Source organism: Sporosarcina newyorkensis, from assembly GCF_900167515.1.
Lineage (GTDB): Bacteria > Bacillota > Bacilli > Bacillales_A > Planococcaceae > Sporosarcina > Sporosarcina newyorkensis.
Map to the genome: position 1 here is coordinate 172,167 of NZ_FUYJ01000003.1, position 16,704 is coordinate 188,870.

Genomic DNA, 16,704 nt, shown 5'->3' on the forward strand with positions numbered 1-16,704 from the left:
TTTGACACTCACTTTTATTTCTACCTCCTGTTTAAGTAAGCCCTGATGCGTATGCAAAAATATATGTTAAAGTCCAATAAAACAGCCGGGTTGTAATCAGATTTTATGTAAGTAAAAAACCGGGGAGAAAAGCGATATACTAGAAGAACCGCCCATAATTCTATTGAATAAACCACAATCTCTCCTGTACTAACATTTCTTCCATCATATCATAGCTTTAAACAGGTATTTATACATGAAATTACTAGCAGGTCTGTACGGATAGATACTTGTTGAAATGCATATAGTTTAGATTTAATTTCAATTTATATAAAGTTCTCCCCTCTATCACTCTCACAAATTCCAATTGATGGTACCGATAACATGCAAAAGAAGGTCACATGCACCGCTAAAATTTAGTGCCAGTTTGCGAACAAAAATGACAGTTCTAATAATCGCATTTGTTTTTTGCATAAGTGACACAGATTAGTTGATAGTTATTCTTCATAAAGTCATTAGTTGGACTCTAGATTATACATGTTCCATACGTATCAGCATGCTAATGTAGTGATCGATCTGCAGTCTAAGTATTGAATTTTAGTGCGGTGACGGTGGGGAAATAAGAATAAATTTATAATAAAAAAATGCTAATTCTTAAGAAAATAAAACAGGAGTGGAAGCCATAATTTTTGCCCCCCTCCTTGTATTAACATTTTACAATTCCTCTAAATTTCGTTCATTCCATGAGTATGATTTAATGAATGTATAACCACCATTAGAGTTTTTTAATCAGAGAGGCGGACTTAAGTGATATAAATTAAGTGTCAGCATATTTTTTGTTTGTTGTGCTATCGAGAGATGGGCTACTCGGAGAAATACTCGACAAATATGACGAAGATTACAACAACTTATTTGAAAAGTTTCCTGAAGAGCGTAATACAATTGCAAAGACAAAGGCATTTACATACTTGGCACTGTAATTTTAAAGCTACTCAGTCTACTATAGGTGAATTCCCGTTCTTACAAGACGTCAATGCATGAAAAAGTCCGAATATCCTCTGTCTCACTTCCGTTTTTTGTATCTCACGAATCGTTAAAATAATAGAAATACTCTTGCATCTCCTATTAACTACGACTCATTCGACGCCCTTGTCTTCAGTCCCCATTTTCCTCATGCTCCGCATATAATATTCCAACGCTCCTGAACCAAGCGAAACCCCGAGGACAATAAAAATAAGACCAATGAAATGAGCAGGCAACAGCTTTTCACCTAAAAATAAACCTGCACCAATCAATGAGAAGAACGTATTTAAGTTCAGAAAAATCGAAGCTCCGGCTGCACCAATCTTTTGAATCATTGAGTTATAGACCATATGACCGATAGCAGTTGCAAATAGGGCAGAAAAGAGAAAAATCAACCATATCGAAACAGAGCCAGTGCGCAAACTCGTGATACCATTCGGCTCTTTCCAAAGAGCAATCAGCAGCAGAAACAGGGAACCAATTAACAACATATAACCGGTCAGCAGTCTAGCATCCATCTTTTCAGAGGCTTTTTTTATAATAATAAAACTGAATGCCTGTGAAAGGATTGCCAACAGTATTTCCATGGCTCCTATCGAAACTTCACCCAGCCCTCCGCTGCCGGCAAGCACGGTAAAGCCGACCCCAATACCACCCAACAAAAATCCTGATAAGCGCCAAATCGTCAGCTGTTCCTTTAATATGATGACAGATAAAACAGCTGTCAACAGAGGTCCTAATCCTAAGATTAAACCACCATTCGCAGCACTCGTCTTGGCCAGCCCATCAGATAGAAAATAATGATGGGCTACAACACTTGTAAAAGCTCCGCCAATTACCAGCCCCCACTCTTCCCTGTGTGGCAGCCGGATTTTCTTCATGAAAAACAAGATAATGAATACCATGGAGGCAGCGGTGAAAATTCGAACAGCGGTAATGGTAATCGGAGAAAAGTGATCGACAAGTACTTTTAACGCCGAGACATTAACTCCCCATAACAACATAACTCCAATTAATACTATATAAATCTGACTATTTTTCACGGCAAACAGCCTTTCCTATCCTGTATTTAGCGTATAAAGCCAGTATATCGAACGAGTTGCTGCAATAGTTAAGGATAGGCAGCTGCAAACCGTTAGATTACGATCACCATACCACCGTCCACTAACAATGTGCTTCTCGTTAAATAGGAATTTGCATCTGAGGCCAAGAATGCCACGATCTTCGCAAATTCTTTCGGGTCTCCATAACGCCCTAACGGTATGGAGTCAAGCTGCTCTTTCTCAAAATCTTCTATTGAAACACCTTTTTTCTGCGCATTTGATTCTCTAATATGCTCCAATCGATCTGTAAGAATGAGACCCGGACCCAAAACGTTCACCAAAATATTATAAGGAGCCAACTCTGTAGCCAAGGTTTTGGACAGGCCGACGACCCCTGTCCGGAACCACTTTTCGTATAAATCGGATATAGCTTAGCAAGGTAAGTTCGAACGCATACTGCCAAGCCTCGTCGTCGAAGTCAGCAAACGTTCCGGCGGACGGTCCACCGGCGTTGTTAATTAAGATATCAATCTTGCCAAATACTTTTAGCTGTATGAGCATATAAAATATTGACAATGAAGCACTATTACTCCCTTCCTGAATATACATATACATCTACTCAAGTCAGACAAGAAGTATCCAATTTCATGTTAGTTGTAGGTGTAAAAGTATACAGAATTGTCGATTATTTTATTTGATTCTAGTATAATAGAGTACGACAGCCCAAGCAGAATCAATGGAAAACCTTGGTCCCGTCTATTACAAAGGAGAGTTGATAAAATGACAGTTCACACAGTACAAGAAGGTTCCGTAAAAATGAGGGAATCAATCCATCAAATGGTGACGTTGATGGACTTGACCGATGCTCCTTTGCTGTATCAAAAGCCGTCTGATGAAGAATGGTCCGTTATGCAGATTGCTTGCCACGTAATTGAAGCTGTAGAATTCTGGGTCGCTGACCTAGAGGCACTGCTAATTGTGCCTGGCGCTAAATGGGGGCGCAACCACGAACACGTTCGACGTCTTGCGGCTGTGGAGGAGAGCAGTGTGGCCGCAGTAGATAAAGAACAGGCCATGGAACGTCTTCAAACATTGATTCCTGTAGCAGATAAAGCATTATCCAAAGTGCGTGAGGAAGATCTAGACAAAACCGCGCCTAGTTACAATCCAAATTTTGACGGAAAACCGTTATCGTTCTTAATCGACCATTTGCTGATCAAGCATGCGGAAGGTCATTTGAATCAAATGCAGCGTCATTTGGAAAAAGTCTCAAATCGCAAATAAATTGTGTTGTCATAAATGATGGCAAACGACAATTTTTTCACAGAAGACGTAAAAACTGTAGGCAAGCTCCAAAGTTTCAAGGAGTTCATCTACAGTTTTTTCATTACGCATGTCTGTGACCTACTTTCGGTTGATCAGTGCTCAACAAGAATAAGCTTTCTCACGCAAAAAGCCCTCCCTAATATAGTGAAGTTTGCAAAACATACACCAAAGAAGAGGACCCACATACTTCAAATAATTTAGATTGGTACCTACCGAAAAATTCTCATTCTACTTCTAGTATCTGACTGCTGTTGCTGCAATTAAACCTGTTGTACAGAAATATTGTCATTCATTTGGAAACGGTTTTCGATTATTTTAATCAAATGGAAGATCATTGTATTTATAGGTGCCGAAATACCATGCTTATGAGCCTTCCGAATAAAAGCACCGTTTAAGTAATCGATCTCTGTACCCCTTCCTCTTTGAATATCGTGATACATCGATGAAAAATGATGAGCAGACATGTCCGGGTGAAAAACACCTTCAATGACACTAAGCACGTTTCGTTTATCCAATGAAACACCTTCTGCTCGGGAGATTAATTCTATCTCTTCCAAAATACCTTCAATTATCTCCATTATTGACTCGTAGGACCCTATCGTTCCTACTGGACTTGATGTCAGTGTACAAAGTGGATTCAGCACTGCATTGAATGCGGCTTTCTCCCAAATACTTCGCATTACATCGTCTGATAGTTTGGCTACTAAACCGGCTGCATTCAATAAGGTAACAATTCTCTCTGCATCTTCTTTTCTATTTCCATTTATATGCATCATTTCAATCATTCCGGAACCATAGGCATGGACACTGCCCGCTTCAGTTAAATTTGATGCATATGTCGTAGTCCCTGCAAATAATTGATCCTTCGAAATATACTTGGATAACATTTCAAGATTCCCTATTCCATTTTGCAATGTCACGATTTCTGTTTCTTTAGCAATCATGTGTAAACACTTTTTAATCATTGTCTCGGTTTGCATTGACTTTGTAAACATTAACAAGAGGTCTGCTCGACCACTGAACTCTTCTGGCAACACGGAGGTGATCGGGATAAGACGAGTTCCCCTTTCATCTGTAACCGATAGTCCATTTTTATTGATTTTATCCACATGTTCAATCCAACTGTCTACGAGAGTTACATCATGCCCACTCGTAAAGAGCGCACTTCCAAACCTACTTCCCATTGCTCCTGCCCCGACTACGACAATCTTCAATTCTGCCACTCCCCTCAATTCTGCTAAACATATATCATTTACATACGCTTAACTTTTCCGATGAACCTTCATGCCATTTAGTTAAAATCCCCAAAGCGGGAACATGATCAAAATTGGTATATAGGTAATGACCAATAACGAAACAATCAATCCAAAAAGCAACCATCCAGATTCACGTGCGGTTCCCATAAGCGGATGTTTACCGATATTCGAAGATATAAGCAAAGTTGCACCAAAGGGCGGAGTTGCCATTCCGATTGCTGTATTTACAACAACAATGATTCCAAATAAAACTGGATCTACTCCAATTGCCTGTATGACCGGCAAGAACATCGGCACTACGATTACCAAGATCGCCATTGTATCCATAAAAGCACCAAAGAATAATAGAATAATATTGATTAAAAGTAGTATCATAATAGGATTTTCAGAAATCGACATGACGTTTGTTACGATCATCGTTGGAATATTTTCATAGGCTAATACATAAGCAAAGAGTGCTGCATTTGCAACAATGAACATAATAACAGCCGTAGATCGAGCCGAATCCAGAAAAATACCCCAGATGTCTTTGATTTTTAATTCACGATAAATAAACATCCCTACAATTATCGCATAAATCACAGCTACTACACCGGATTCAGTCGGTGTTACTATTCCCAAAAATACTCCTCCCAGCAAGATGAGTGGAGTACCTAACGCCCAAAGTGAACGGAGAAATGCTCGATAGAAATCGGAAAACTTAAAGGGTTCGTCACTCCCTTTATAGCCGCGCTTTTTCGAAATAATGTAGACTACAATGAGAAGTGATAAACCAACGATGATGCCTGCCGGTACGCCAGCAATATATAGATCTTTAATAGACGCACCTGAGAGGCTTCCGTAAATGATTAAGGACACGCTTGGAGGTATGATGACTCCCATCGGGCTGGCATTCGATACAATTGCTGATGCAAATCCACGACCATATCCTTTTTCTACCATGGCAGGAATCATAAGAGTACCCAGCGCAGCTGCCGTCGCAATCGCACTTCCCGAGATGGCCGCAAAGAACATACATCCTAAAATGGTTACTAGCGCGAGTCCCCCAGTCATTCTCCCAATTATTGAATTGGCCAAGTCTAAAATTCGTTGTGCTAAGCCGCCTGTCAGCATCAGATTTCCTGCTAAAATAAAGAATGGGATTGCCATTAATGCTGAGACATCAGCACCCGTAAAAAGACGCTGGATCACGATCATTGGTGTAATATCTGCTAACAATATATAGATAATAGAGGAGAGCCCGATGGTAATTGCCATAGGAACGCCTAGTAAAAACAAAATAACAGTGATAGCAAAAAATAAAGTTACCATTAAACAGTCTCCTCCTGCCCTTCGTTTTTCTTGCCCACTCTAGCCAATAAGTGAACAATTGTAAGTATTCCAGACAAAGGTATCACTACATAGATCCAAGCCATGGATATCTCCATGTTTGAGGAGTTTTGAGTCCCAACCACTTTTAATGTATCGAATCCGAATTTAATGAGGAATACACTATAAATAAAAATCATAACCCACTGAATCGGGGCGAACCATTTACGTAATCCTGGGAATTCATCTTCGAAAACCGAGACCTTAATGTGACTGTTATCTCGTATAGCCGATGCAGCTCCTATGTAAACCAGGGCAATCATAAGGAATCGGGCAAGTTCATCTGACCAGATAATCCCCATATGGAAAAAATAGCGTAAGACAACTTGAGTGGCTAAAACTAATGTCATTAAAATTAAAAAGAATACGATAAATACCCTAGAGGTTACATCTAGCCAGTAGCTTAATTTCCTTATCATTTGGCCACTCCCTTTGTAAATTTAATTTCTAATATTACAGGCTGCTCTTTGTAAGAGCAGCCTGTATCGTGTTGTTTCCTTACTCAATATCCTGTATTTTCTTCAGCAATCCTTCACCAAACTCTTTATTCCAAGCATCATACGTTTTGTCAAACTTACCTTCGAACAAATTGCGATCAAAGTCGTTAATTTCCATACCTTTTTCTTTAAGCTTTTCTTCAAATTCCCTTTCATTATGTTCATTTTCTTCCGTCTTTTCTTGGCCTGCCTCAAATGCAGCTTCCAAAACTGCTGTTTGAATATGTTCAGGCCATTTGTCGAACTCTAATTTGCTCGCCATGATAAAACTGAATACGAAGTTTATACCTGTTTTCGATACATAGTCCTGTACTTCAGCTACGTTTTCATCATGAATGATATCTAATGTATTTTCTTGTCCGTCAATCGCTTTTTGTTCTAACGCTGTATAGGCATCGCCCCAGTTCATGCTTTGTGGACTTGCCCCCAGTTCTTTATAAGCATTAACATACACTGGACTTTCAATTACTCGGATCGTCATCCCTTTTAGATCTTCAGGGGTCTCGATAGGAATTTTAGAGTTTGTGACATGGCGGAATCCCCTTGCCATGATGCCCATGTTTTTTAAATTGGCATCTTCCGTTAAACCCAAATATTCTTCTCTGACGTCTGAATTCAGAAAACCTTTTACATGGTTCCAGTCACGAAATAAAAATGGCAAGTCCACCACTGCCGTCTCGGGAGTAAAGCCTGAGATCGGCGGACCATTAATCACTCCGAAATCTAATGTCCCAAACTGCATCGCTTCTAGCAGCTCGCGGTCTGTACCAAGTTGTCTGAATGGAAAAATATCTACTTGCACTTCACCGTCCGTTTTTTCCTCCAACAAGTTTTTAAAAAGAACTGCATATTCATGAATATTGGTGGCTTCAGGGGATTGGTGTCCTAAACGCAATTTGTAAGTTGCACCACTGGTATCCACTCCCGGGGTCGTTTCCGATGAAGCTCCTTCCGTTCCTTCAGCTGATGCAGTACTTCCTTCATTCTTCGAGTAACCTCCACACGCTGTCAGCAGCAATACAGAAAAAACGGCAAGAAAAGCAAACATTAATCTTTTTGACATGAATATCCCCCTCTAAACTAGTTTTATATTAATTGTAAACGCTTTCTTGTAGCTAATTATAAACTATTAATATTCAGATTATTAGTCTTTATTCTTCTAGGCGGAACTATTGAGAAAAATCTGAATCCGTAGATCGATTGATCTCTCTGCTTCTTCTCTCAAATATACTTTTTAGCTCCAAGTTAACTCGAATAATTGTTTTTGGCTGGATAAGTATTTTGAAGATTAATAATGCGATTCATTAATAATGGGCTATTTATATCGATATAGACAGCTCATTGTCTTAATCACTTTACCTCATACGAAAGTCTGTTTCAGCTTCCAACATCCCCGCAATTCCGACAATTGATATTTCCGCGCTTTCCTTCTCTCTCACTACAATCTCCATAACATATATTGAATAAAATATAATACACTCCATTGCTTTTTAAAAAGCAATGGAGTGTATTATACTTTGCGGTTTATAATACTAACCCAAAACGCCTTTTTGATTTATGACTTTCCACGGAAGATCATCAACTAATGTATTATAGGAATAATATAGTCTCTTACTACTTTTGGTATGCTCTTAATTCTTCTACCTCTTTTTCTAGAAAATCTTGGTAGTCATCCGCATTTAGCCAGCCATCTCTTAAATGTAATTGTTGGCCTTTTGCAAATTCTTTATAGCGTTCACTCTCAACTGCTTCCTTAATTGCATCTTCGTATATTTTTTTAATTTCTTCTGGCACATCGCTTCGTATCATGAAACCTCTAGTACTTCCTCCTGTTATGTCCCAACTCTTCTCAACCGACGTCGGGATATTGGGATACTCTTTTACTTCATCAGCAAAAAGTAGAATCATCTCAAACTTTCCTGCTTCTAGCATTGACAAGGCTGCGCCAGGCTCTTCCAATAGAAGATCGACATGTCCTCCCAATAGAGCCGAGTGCATTTGTCCAGCATCCTCATAAGCAATATAATTTAAATCAATTCCCGCCATTTTCTCAAATTTCTCTACTGTTATTTGATCGGTACCACCTGCTGCCGTTCCACCTATTGTTAGTTTTCCAGGATTACTCTTTGCCATCTCAATTAAAGAGTCAATATCTTTTATCTCCCCTCCACTTTCCACCATAAGTGAATACGTATCGATATGGACTAAAGCTAATGCAGAAAATTCTTCCAAATAGTTCGGTGTTTTACCCTGTGCGATATTCAATTGAAAATCTGATGTCGTTGGCATAATTGTATATCCATCTGCAGGTGCGCTTTCCATCACTTGACTCGCTACAGCTCCAGCAGCCCCCGGATGATTCAGTACATTTACATTTTCATTTAAAATTTCTGATAGCTCCCTTGCAACAGCTCGCGAAAATGTATCTGTACCTCCACCTGCTCCACCACCTGCAATCATTTCAATAGTGCTTTTCGGAAAGTTTATATCCTTATTGGATGTTTTCTCTTCCGCTGAAGCTTTCTTGTCTTCACCTGTTTCTTCACTGCATCCCGTCATAAAAACTAGTAGAATAACCAATAGCGAAATTATCGTTGCATTATTCCTCATATTAATCTCTCCCTATATTTGGTATAGTAAATAGTCTACTTGAGATCGGTTACTTGTTTATTTCGTATCTTTTTAAAAAAACTTTGAAGCAGTGGGAAAAACAGTGCTAATATAGCAAGCGCAAGTAAAGTACCACTGATCGGTCTTGCGAAAAAGGTAGTAAGATCTCCTCCTGAGATTTGAAGTGAGCGCCTAAATTCTTCCTCAACCATTGGTCCCAACACAATTCCAAGTATTATCGTAGCTATTGGAAACCTTATATTTTCAAAATAATAGCCGACAATCCCAAATAGCAGCATAACCCAAACATCGAAAATTGAATTACGAACAGCATAAGTCCCTATTAAACATAAGATAATTATATAGGGACCTAATATTGTATAGGGAACTTTAACCGTCTTTGAGAACAAGGAGATAAACGGCTTTGCCAAGAGTAAAATGAGAATGTTAACAACGAGTAAACCAGCAAAAATTGTGTATACTAAATCCATTTCCTGCATAAACATCATCGGCCCTGGCTGCATACCATGGAGAATAAAAGCACCCAATATTACAGCTGTTGTCGCACTTCCTGGAATCCCTAGGGATAATAGAGGAACTAAAGCTCCCATTGCGGCTGCATTGTTAGCAGTTTCAGGAGCTGCTATCCCTTCAGGAATTCCTGTTCCAAATTTTTCTGGGGTTTTGGACCAGCGAACGGCCTCACTATAACTTAGTAGGGCGGCTGTTGTCGCACCTACGCCTGGCAATATTCCAACAAAAACTCCAATAATGGATGATCGCGCCACTGTTCCTGCTACACGCTTTAATATCGGTAAATCCAATATCTTGGTTTTAACCTTTTGAATCTCATCGATCAAATCTGGTTTTTCTCTTGAGCGTCTGAATACCTCAGAGACTCCAAATAAACCAATTAATATGGGGATAAATCCGACCCCTGACATTAACTCGGCTGAACCAAAGGTAAAACGCGTGGCTCCTGACAATACATCAATACCAATCGTTGCAATAAATAGGCCAAATAATACACCTATCACTCCGCGTGTTAAGTCTCCCCCACTTAGGGAGGCAACAACTGTTAGGCCTAAGACTCCCAATGCAAAATATTCCTGTGAAGAAAATTGGATAGCAAAGTCAGCTAGTACTGGCGTTAAAAATATTAAGACTAGCGTACCAAATATTCCACCGATAACAGAACAAATTATTGCTATACCAAGCGCTCTTCCCGCTTCTCCTTTTTGCGCCATTGGATAACCATCGAAGACTGTCGCAATAGCTTCCGGAGTACCGGGAGTACGGAACAAAATTGCACTGATCATTCCTGAAAATACAGAAGCACCGTAAATTCCTGTTAACAATAGAAATACGGGGGTAGGGGCCATACCATAGGTAATTGGCAATAGGATTATGACCAACATTGCACCACTTATTCCCGGCATTGCCCCTCCCAGGAACCCTATAGCAACTGCAAAAAGTAAAACTAGTACGTTTAGTGGGGTCAATAACTCTTGAAATCCAACTAACAAATGCTCTATATTAATCACCTCCTACTGTACTTTTTTAATAAAACAGCAAGCTCCATTCTCTAAAAAACCCTATACCTCTTGGAAAAGGAATCCTAAGTAACACGGCAAACAGGTAAATAAAAAATGCCGTGCCGATTATTGAGGTCAATAGAAGCCTGATCCAATTTTTCATTCCTAGAGTAAATGCAAGTATTCCAATAAATAATGGTGTGGCTAATAGAAATCCTATATATTTTATCCCCATAATATATATAAGGAGCATAAAAGCTAACACCAGGTGTTTTTTTGACGTATTATCAGCTACTTCAATAATTTGTTCCTCTTCATTATTCTGATTGGCTATAACCTTTTTCTCATGACGTTCCAGATAAATTGATTTTGCCAATAGAATAACTCCCATAATAAGTAATAAACCTAGAATGACTGATGGCCATCCACCTGGCCCAATATTATTCAAGTTTCCAAATGGTAGCCGTAGTGAAAAAAATAAGAAGAATGCTGAAAATAAAATAGTGATATAAGCAAGTGATTTATTCGCAGTCATGGCTGACCCCCCTTCGTTAATTATGCGGCCACTTGAGTTTGTTTATATAGTTTAGAATTTCAGATCACTCCTTAACAAGCGACTCTTCAGCAACTTTCTCATCAATTTCAAGAGCTAGTCCTGGTAGAGTAGGGGCAGCAAGATACAGTCCATCCTCACCTATAATTTCTTTGAATTGCGGACCCTTTAATAATTTGTTTTGAAAAGAGGAGCGGTCAGGTGTGAAATATTCAATCCACTTTACATTTGGCAATCCGACTGCCATATGAACATGTATTTGTTGCAGATTCCACGGAGAGATTGGAATGTTATGGGCTGTTGCAAATTGATATATTTTTAACCATTCTGTAATACCTCCCGTACAACTTGCATTGGGTTGTAAAACGTCTATTGCATTTTTCTCAATGTACTGACGAAATTCGTGAAGTCCGGTATTTTGTTCACCACCGGCGATTAAAGTATGGCCTGCCCGTTCTCTAACCCTCGCATATCCTGTAATATCTTCAGGCGAGACTGGTTCTTCAAGCCAGTAAACATCATATTTCCCCCATTTTTTTAACTGTTCAATTGCAGTAGCTGCATCCCACGTACCATTGATGTCGACCATCAACTTAACATTTGGTCCTATCGCTTCCCGAACTGCGGCTACTCTCCTTGTAGACTCTTCTAGGGACACCGCCGTTAAACTTCCACGGATTTTAATAGCAGAGTGGCCTTTGTTAACGTACTCTAAGGCTTTTTTTCCTAACTCATCTGGTGGTAATTGATGACCAACATTAGCATAGGTTAAAACTCGATCACGATGTCCTCCAAATAAGTCAGATAACGGTACGTTCAATAATTTCCCTTTAATATCCCACAAGGCAAAATCTACTGCTGCGATACAATCACGTATCATCCCCCTCATACCCAGACGCCAAGGAGCATCGAATAGAAGTTGCCAAATTTTTTCAGTGTGAAGTGGGTTCTCACCAATTATTTTATTTTTAAAGTTCCTTCTTAATAAAGTAACTGCCACATCACCAGTAATTCCATGTTCAAAGATGGGTGTGCCAATAAAACTTCTACCAGTGACTCCTATATCAGTTTGCACTTCAACAATTAATATTTCGTGGCCTGCCGCATGTGCCATATCTGATTCTTCCATGTTCATATACCTGTTAACTGTCAGATCAATAATTTTCAATTTCGTATTCCCCCTAAGCTAATTTCAAATAGTTTCGACGTGATTCAAACTTCTTTTAAGATATACGGTTCTATTAAATGTCTAATAGTCTCTGCCGACTGCCGGAAATGTTTTAACTCTTCGTTCGACAACTTCCAATCCTGAATGGATTCAATGCCGTTAAGACTAATGCTGACCGGAACACCAATACTTATATCATTAATCCCATATTCACCTTCTAGAATTGCCGAACCAACTGTTTCTATCTTTTCTTCATTCGTTATACCATCAATAATCTTTCCGATACCCGAGGCTGTCGCCCATCCTGTTGTTCGATTGATGTTCAAACGGTTGAAATCTATAAACCAGTTAGTAATTTCCTCCCTAATCGCAATTTGTTTGTCGGCGTCAATAGAGAAAGGCTTACCGTTCACTTGAGTAAGACTAAACAGTGGGACTTGAGTGTTTCCATGTTCACCAATAACCGGACTGAATACATCCTTCTCTTCCGAAATACTCATAACCTTTCGTATTGAGTGTTCCAGCCTCCGCGAGTCATTTACCGTATAACCGAGCAATTGACTTTTCTTGAATCCAAATTCCCGGTATAAATAATAATTTAATACATCAACGGGATTAGATGCCGTTATTATGAAAGCGCTTTCAGAATATTTCTTAATATACTTCCCAAATTCGTTAAATAACATGATATTGCCTTCCAAAAATTCTGTCCGTGATTTTACATCATTTCGATTTGGTACACCGGCCGTGATTATAACAATCGATGACCCTGTTAAGTCTTCGTAACTTCCTTTATAAATTGTTTTTTCCGGATAAGCATTTTGAAGATCCATAATGTGGTTCATCAATAACGGTTCGTTAACATCGATTAAACAAAGTTCGTTAACCTGCTTGTTCTGACAAAGACGAAAAGCAACAGCTGCTCCCAATGTACCTGCACCGCCAATAATAGATAATTTCATACCTTTCTCCTTTCCAAAATACTGCTGGCCTGATATTGCTCAGGCCAACAAACACATTTTACGTGTTGTAAAGTAATAATCTATCAAAAAGGAAAGCTTCTAAACTTCGTTTGAACTGAAACCCATTTCAACGACGTATACTCATCCACTACCCAAGGATTCCCAAAGCGGCCCATTCCACTTGCTTTCGTGCCTCCAAACGGAATGTTCGGAGCATCATTTACCGTTTGGTCATTAATATGCGTCATTCCGGAATCAATGGCTACGGCATACTCTTCCCCGTTTTCTAGATCACTGGTAAAAATTGCTGAACTTAGTCCATGATCAGAGTCGTTGGCCAATTCTATTGCTTCCTCGTCTGATTCTGCTTTGATAATGAGAGCGATTGGAGCAAACAACTCAGACTGTGCAACTTCGCTATCATTTTTTAGATTCGTAATGATGTATGGTGTCAAGATATTGCCTTCTCTTTTTCCTTCCAGCGCCATGACAGCCCCTTCTTTTTTAGCAAGTTCTACAAAATTAGCGGCTTTTTGGAGTTGTTGTTCATTGATTAATGGCCCTATTACCGTATTAGGATCCTGTGGATTTCCAAAAGGAAGATCCTTTGCTTTTTCAGTAAGTTTCCTAACAAATTCGTCATGAATATCTTGATGCACTATCATCCGATTGATGATCATGCAAATTTGCCCCTGGTGAATGAACTTTCCAAAAATCGCTGCATTTACAGCTTGGTCAACATCTGCATCGGAAAGAACTACGAATGGGCTATTGCCCCCTAATTCAAGCGCAACTCTCTTAAAATTCTGTCCGGCAATAGAGCCAATATGGCGACCTACTGATGTAGAACCAGTAAAACTAATGAGACGCGGAATGGGATTCGTTAACATCTCATCGCCAATTTCTTCGATATCTGTCAACAGCATATTAAAGACGCCCGCCGGAAGACCCGCGTAATCAAATGCTTTTGCCAAGAGCACCCCCCCTACAAGACCTACTTGAATATCAGGTTTATGAACAACTGCACTTCCTAACGCAATTGCCGGGATAATGGAGCGCATGGACAAGTTGACAGGAAAATTGAATGGCGAGATGGAAGAGATCACTCCAAGTGGCAATCGATAAACCTTGTTAACTTTCCCTTCTGGGCCTCCAGGCACTTCGTTGACCTTGCCAAGTTGATCGGTATAATTCAGCGCTTCCTCTAAAACCGCGAGAGCAAGACCGTATTCAATATTGCCTTTTAAAATCGTTCCTCCTGTCTCGCGACTTATTAGTTGAACGATCTCTTCTTGATTTGCCTTCATATACTCTGCTGCTTTTTCAATTACTCGATTACGCTCTTCAACAGTTGATTTTGCCCATTGCTTCTGCGCTTCACTCGCCTTTTCATACGCTTGTACGGTTTGCTCTTTTGAAGCTAGCTTGATCTCCGCAATTACAGAATTATCATAAGGATTTACGTTTTTATACGTACGGTCGCTCTCCCCTTCTATCCATTCGCCGTTAATATAACTCAGACCTTCAACTACCTCCCCGTTTAGGTAACTCTTCGTAATAGTCTCAAACTGTTGCATGTTCATTCCCCGCTTTCATATTAGTTTCTTCTTGAATAGATGGAAGATAAATGTCCAGAACAGCGGAGCGACCGGATTTAACAGCCGCGAACGCTTCTTCTAGCGCCTCTTTTACCTCTTCGGGATTTTCCACTTTTCTTGCATAGGCACCGCCCGCAGCTTCTGCAACTTTAGATAAATTGGCATGTGGTGTAAAGTCCACATAAAACTCATTCGTTTCGTTTGCAATCCCATCGGGGTGAACACCCAATGTAGATAGTTTTGGTGACTTCCAACCTCTATTATTATAAATGACCGTTAAAAATGGAGCATTGTACTTTCTAGATAACCAGTGCACACTGGAAGGAACACTAAACATATACGACCCATCCCCTGTAATACAGATAACATCTTTCGTTGGGTCTGCTAGCTTTGCCCCAACTGCTGCACCGCCATTCCAACCAAGACCGCCTGCACCGCTCCCTAAAATAGAGCCTGGCTCAGATCTTTTTAAATGTGTATACGATGATTGGTAATTGGAGATTCCTTCATTTATGATAAGGGTATTCTCATCACATAACTCACGAATACAGGCAGTCACATATTCAGCGGTGATCACTTCATCTGAGAATTGTTCTTGCTGCTCCCATTGCGCACGCTGTTTTGCATGGTATGCCTTTATCTTTTCTCTACGTTTTTCAATGCCTGCATGTTGAATATTTAATATGGAAATTTCTTTATTCAATTGCATTAGAGCCGTTTCTGCATCCGCTTTATAGAAACGCTTCGATGGGATATACCAGAGTGGCATGCCTTCTTTTAAAGGATCATCATCCATGTAGTAAACAATACAGTCTTCAGAAGGTTTATTAAACAAGGGAATCCAAGGAACATCGCTATCGATGACCAGAATGAAATCCGCTTCTTCTATCAAGTCATTTTGCACTGGCGAGTTCCACTGATACCCGCAATGCAATGGATTCGTTGATGGGAAATTCATGTAATTAGGAACAGATTCTACAACTGGAATCGCCAACGCTTCACAAAACTTTACCAATTCCGCAACCGCATCTTTGTTTTTACCAAGATATGATGTAACGACAAGCGGTGTTTTTGCTTGCAGTAAGTCTTGTATCAGAAGGCTTAACTCATTTGGTGCTATAGCCGGGGCGGAAATGGGTTGCCAACGTTCCGTCTGAATCTCAACCCTAGAAGTTTCCTCCTCCATAACTTCTCGTGCTCCCATTAAATAGACAGGACCTTTAGGGCTGCTGCTAGCTATTTGCAAAGCACGATGCACTAATTGTTTTACATTTGTTCCTGTACGGATTTCATTATCGTACTTCATGTAACCCCTTACAATCCCTCTTTGATCCGGAACGTCTTGGATCCAATGAATAAACTCATTGCGGCTTCCCAGCAATTCTCCTTCCTGCGTAAATGGAGAACTGCCTGCAAAAATGAGTACAGGCACCCGTCCCTTCCAAGCATTGTGAAGTCCTGCTCCCAAGTTTTGCGTCCCGCATTCTACATGAACAAAAACAGCTTGCGGCTTTCCACTCACTTGTGCATAAGCATGGGCTGCACTCAGAGCCACCATTTCATGAGGACATGTAATAACTTGCGGGAGTTTTTTTCCTACTTGCTTCGCTAAAGCGAGAGCTTCCAGAATACCCGGATGATCACTTCCAAAGTTGGAGAATAGATAGCTGACTCCTGCTTCTTGCAGGGCCTCTAAAAAAGCCATACTCGTTGTGTAGTTTGATTGCAATTGCTTTCCACCCTTTCTATTTCACCGCACTAAAATTTTTGAATATTTAAATATATC

General features: G+C 39.9%; 14 protein-coding genes and 1 pseudogene. 2 read left to right on the plus strand and 13 right to left on the minus strand.

All coding sequences use genetic code 11. From position 1 onward, the window contains the following. The first annotated feature begins 800 nt into the window (after window positions 1-800). Entirely contained in the window at window positions 801-959 is a 159-nt protein-coding gene (locus B5D59_RS18185) for a hypothetical protein (RefSeq protein ID WP_176132525.1), read from the plus strand. 156 nt (window positions 960-1,115) lie between these two features. On the opposite strand, the gene B5D59_RS07510 is transcribed toward B5D59_RS18185, so the two are convergent. Together B5D59_RS07510 and B5D59_RS07515 are read right to left on the minus strand one after the other, a co-directional pair. Next, window positions 1,116-2,045 carry a DMT family transporter gene (locus B5D59_RS07510; RefSeq protein ID WP_078817496.1) on the minus strand — a complete coding sequence of 310 codons (930 nt, stop codon included), beginning with the start codon at window positions 2,043-2,045 and terminating at the stop codon, window positions 1,116-1,118. A 92-nt stretch (window positions 2,046-2,137) separates the two neighbouring features. Then, window positions 2,138-2,585 (minus strand): annotated as a pseudogene (locus B5D59_RS07515) (SDR family oxidoreductase); the annotation flags it as partial. Between the two features lie 240 nt (window positions 2,586-2,825). On the opposite strand from B5D59_RS07515, the gene B5D59_RS07520 reads away from it, so the two are divergent. Beyond that, complete coding sequence (locus tag B5D59_RS07520) at window positions 2,826-3,329, plus strand: DinB family protein (RefSeq protein ID WP_078817497.1); 504 nt, start codon at window positions 2,826-2,828, stop codon at window positions 3,327-3,329. A 302-nt stretch (window positions 3,330-3,631) separates the two neighbouring features. On the opposite strand, the gene B5D59_RS07525 is transcribed toward B5D59_RS07520, so the two are convergent. The 11 genes from B5D59_RS07525 to B5D59_RS07575 all read right to left on the minus strand — a co-directional run bounded on the left by B5D59_RS07525 (window position 3,632) and on the right by B5D59_RS07575 (window position 16,647). Next, window positions 3,632-4,585 (minus strand): ketopantoate reductase family protein, encoded by a 954-nt coding sequence (locus B5D59_RS07525; protein ID WP_078817498.1) that lies wholly within the window; start codon window positions 4,583-4,585, stop codon window positions 3,632-3,634. 81 nt (window positions 4,586-4,666) lie between these two features. Further along, a complete protein-coding gene (locus tag B5D59_RS07530) occupies window positions 4,667-5,938 on the minus strand; it encodes a TRAP transporter large permease (RefSeq protein ID WP_078817499.1) in 1,272 nt (423 codons plus the stop codon). Then, window positions 5,938-6,414: a TRAP transporter small permease gene (locus tag B5D59_RS07535; protein WP_078817500.1), complete on the minus strand. Its 477-nt coding sequence runs from the start codon at window positions 6,412-6,414 to the stop codon at window positions 5,938-5,940. Before B5D59_RS07535 ends, B5D59_RS07530 begins: the two co-directional genes overlap by 1 nt. Before the next feature lie 79 nt (window positions 6,415-6,493). Further along, a complete protein-coding gene (locus tag B5D59_RS07540; protein ID WP_078817501.1) occupies window positions 6,494-7,555 on the minus strand; it encodes a TRAP transporter substrate-binding protein in 1,062 nt (353 codons plus the stop codon). A 551-nt stretch (window positions 7,556-8,106) separates the two neighbouring features. Then, complete coding sequence (locus B5D59_RS07545) at window positions 8,107-9,102, minus strand: tripartite tricarboxylate transporter substrate binding protein (protein WP_078817502.1); 996 nt, start codon at window positions 9,100-9,102, stop codon at window positions 8,107-8,109. A 35-nt stretch (window positions 9,103-9,137) separates the two neighbouring features. Then, window positions 9,138-10,646, minus strand: a complete 1,509-nt coding sequence (locus tag B5D59_RS07550; protein ID WP_281250654.1) for a tripartite tricarboxylate transporter permease — start codon at window positions 10,644-10,646, stop codon at window positions 9,138-9,140. Between the two features lie 16 nt (window positions 10,647-10,662). Beyond that, entirely contained in the window at window positions 10,663-11,172 is a 510-nt protein-coding gene (locus B5D59_RS07555) for a tripartite tricarboxylate transporter TctB family protein (RefSeq protein WP_078817503.1), read from the minus strand. A 64-nt stretch (window positions 11,173-11,236) separates the two neighbouring features. Next, window positions 11,237-12,358, minus strand: a complete 1,122-nt coding sequence (locus B5D59_RS07560; protein WP_078817504.1) for a mandelate racemase/muconate lactonizing enzyme family protein — start codon at window positions 12,356-12,358, stop codon at window positions 11,237-11,239. Between the two features lie 44 nt (window positions 12,359-12,402). Further along, window positions 12,403-13,320, minus strand: a complete 918-nt coding sequence (locus B5D59_RS07565; protein ID WP_078817505.1) for a malate dehydrogenase — start codon at window positions 13,318-13,320, stop codon at window positions 12,403-12,405. A gap of 83 nt (window positions 13,321-13,403) precedes the next feature. After that, entirely contained in the window at window positions 13,404-14,897 is a 1,494-nt protein-coding gene (locus B5D59_RS07570; protein ID WP_078817506.1) for an aldehyde dehydrogenase family protein, read from the minus strand. Further along, window positions 14,884-16,647 carry a thiamine pyrophosphate-requiring protein gene (locus B5D59_RS07575; protein WP_139365975.1) on the minus strand — a complete coding sequence of 588 codons (1,764 nt, stop codon included), beginning with the start codon at window positions 16,645-16,647 and terminating at the stop codon, window positions 14,884-14,886. The genes B5D59_RS07570 and B5D59_RS07575 overlap by 14 nt, the downstream gene beginning before the upstream one ends. Window positions 16,648-16,704 lie beyond the last annotated feature (57 nt).

Excerpts from the sequence above, each read along its gene's own strand:
- B5D59_RS07520 (WP_078817497.1), top strand. The coding sequence starts at position 2,826 with ATGACAGTTCACACAGTACAAGAAGGTTCCGTAAAAATGAGGGAATCA.
- B5D59_RS07555 (WP_078817503.1), bottom strand. The coding sequence starts at position 11,172 with ATGACTGCGAATAAATCACTTGCTTATATCACTATTTTATTTTCAGCA.
- B5D59_RS07570 (WP_078817506.1), bottom strand. The coding sequence starts at position 14,897 with ATGCAACAGTTTGAGACTATTACGAAGAGTTACCTAAACGGGGAGGTA.
- B5D59_RS07535 (WP_078817500.1), bottom strand. The coding sequence starts at position 6,414 with ATGATAAGGAAATTAAGCTACTGGCTAGATGTAACCTCTAGGGTATTT.
- B5D59_RS07530 (WP_078817499.1), bottom strand. The coding sequence starts at position 5,938 with ATGGTAACTTTATTTTTTGCTATCACTGTTATTTTGTTTTTACTAGGC.
- B5D59_RS07540 (WP_078817501.1), bottom strand. The coding sequence starts at position 7,555 with ATGTCAAAAAGATTAATGTTTGCTTTTCTTGCCGTTTTTTCTGTATTG.
- B5D59_RS07565 (WP_078817505.1), bottom strand. The coding sequence starts at position 13,320 with ATGAAATTATCTATTATTGGCGGTGCAGGTACATTGGGAGCAGCTGTT.
- B5D59_RS07545 (WP_078817502.1), bottom strand. The coding sequence starts at position 9,102 with ATGAGGAATAATGCAACGATAATTTCGCTATTGGTTATTCTACTAGTT.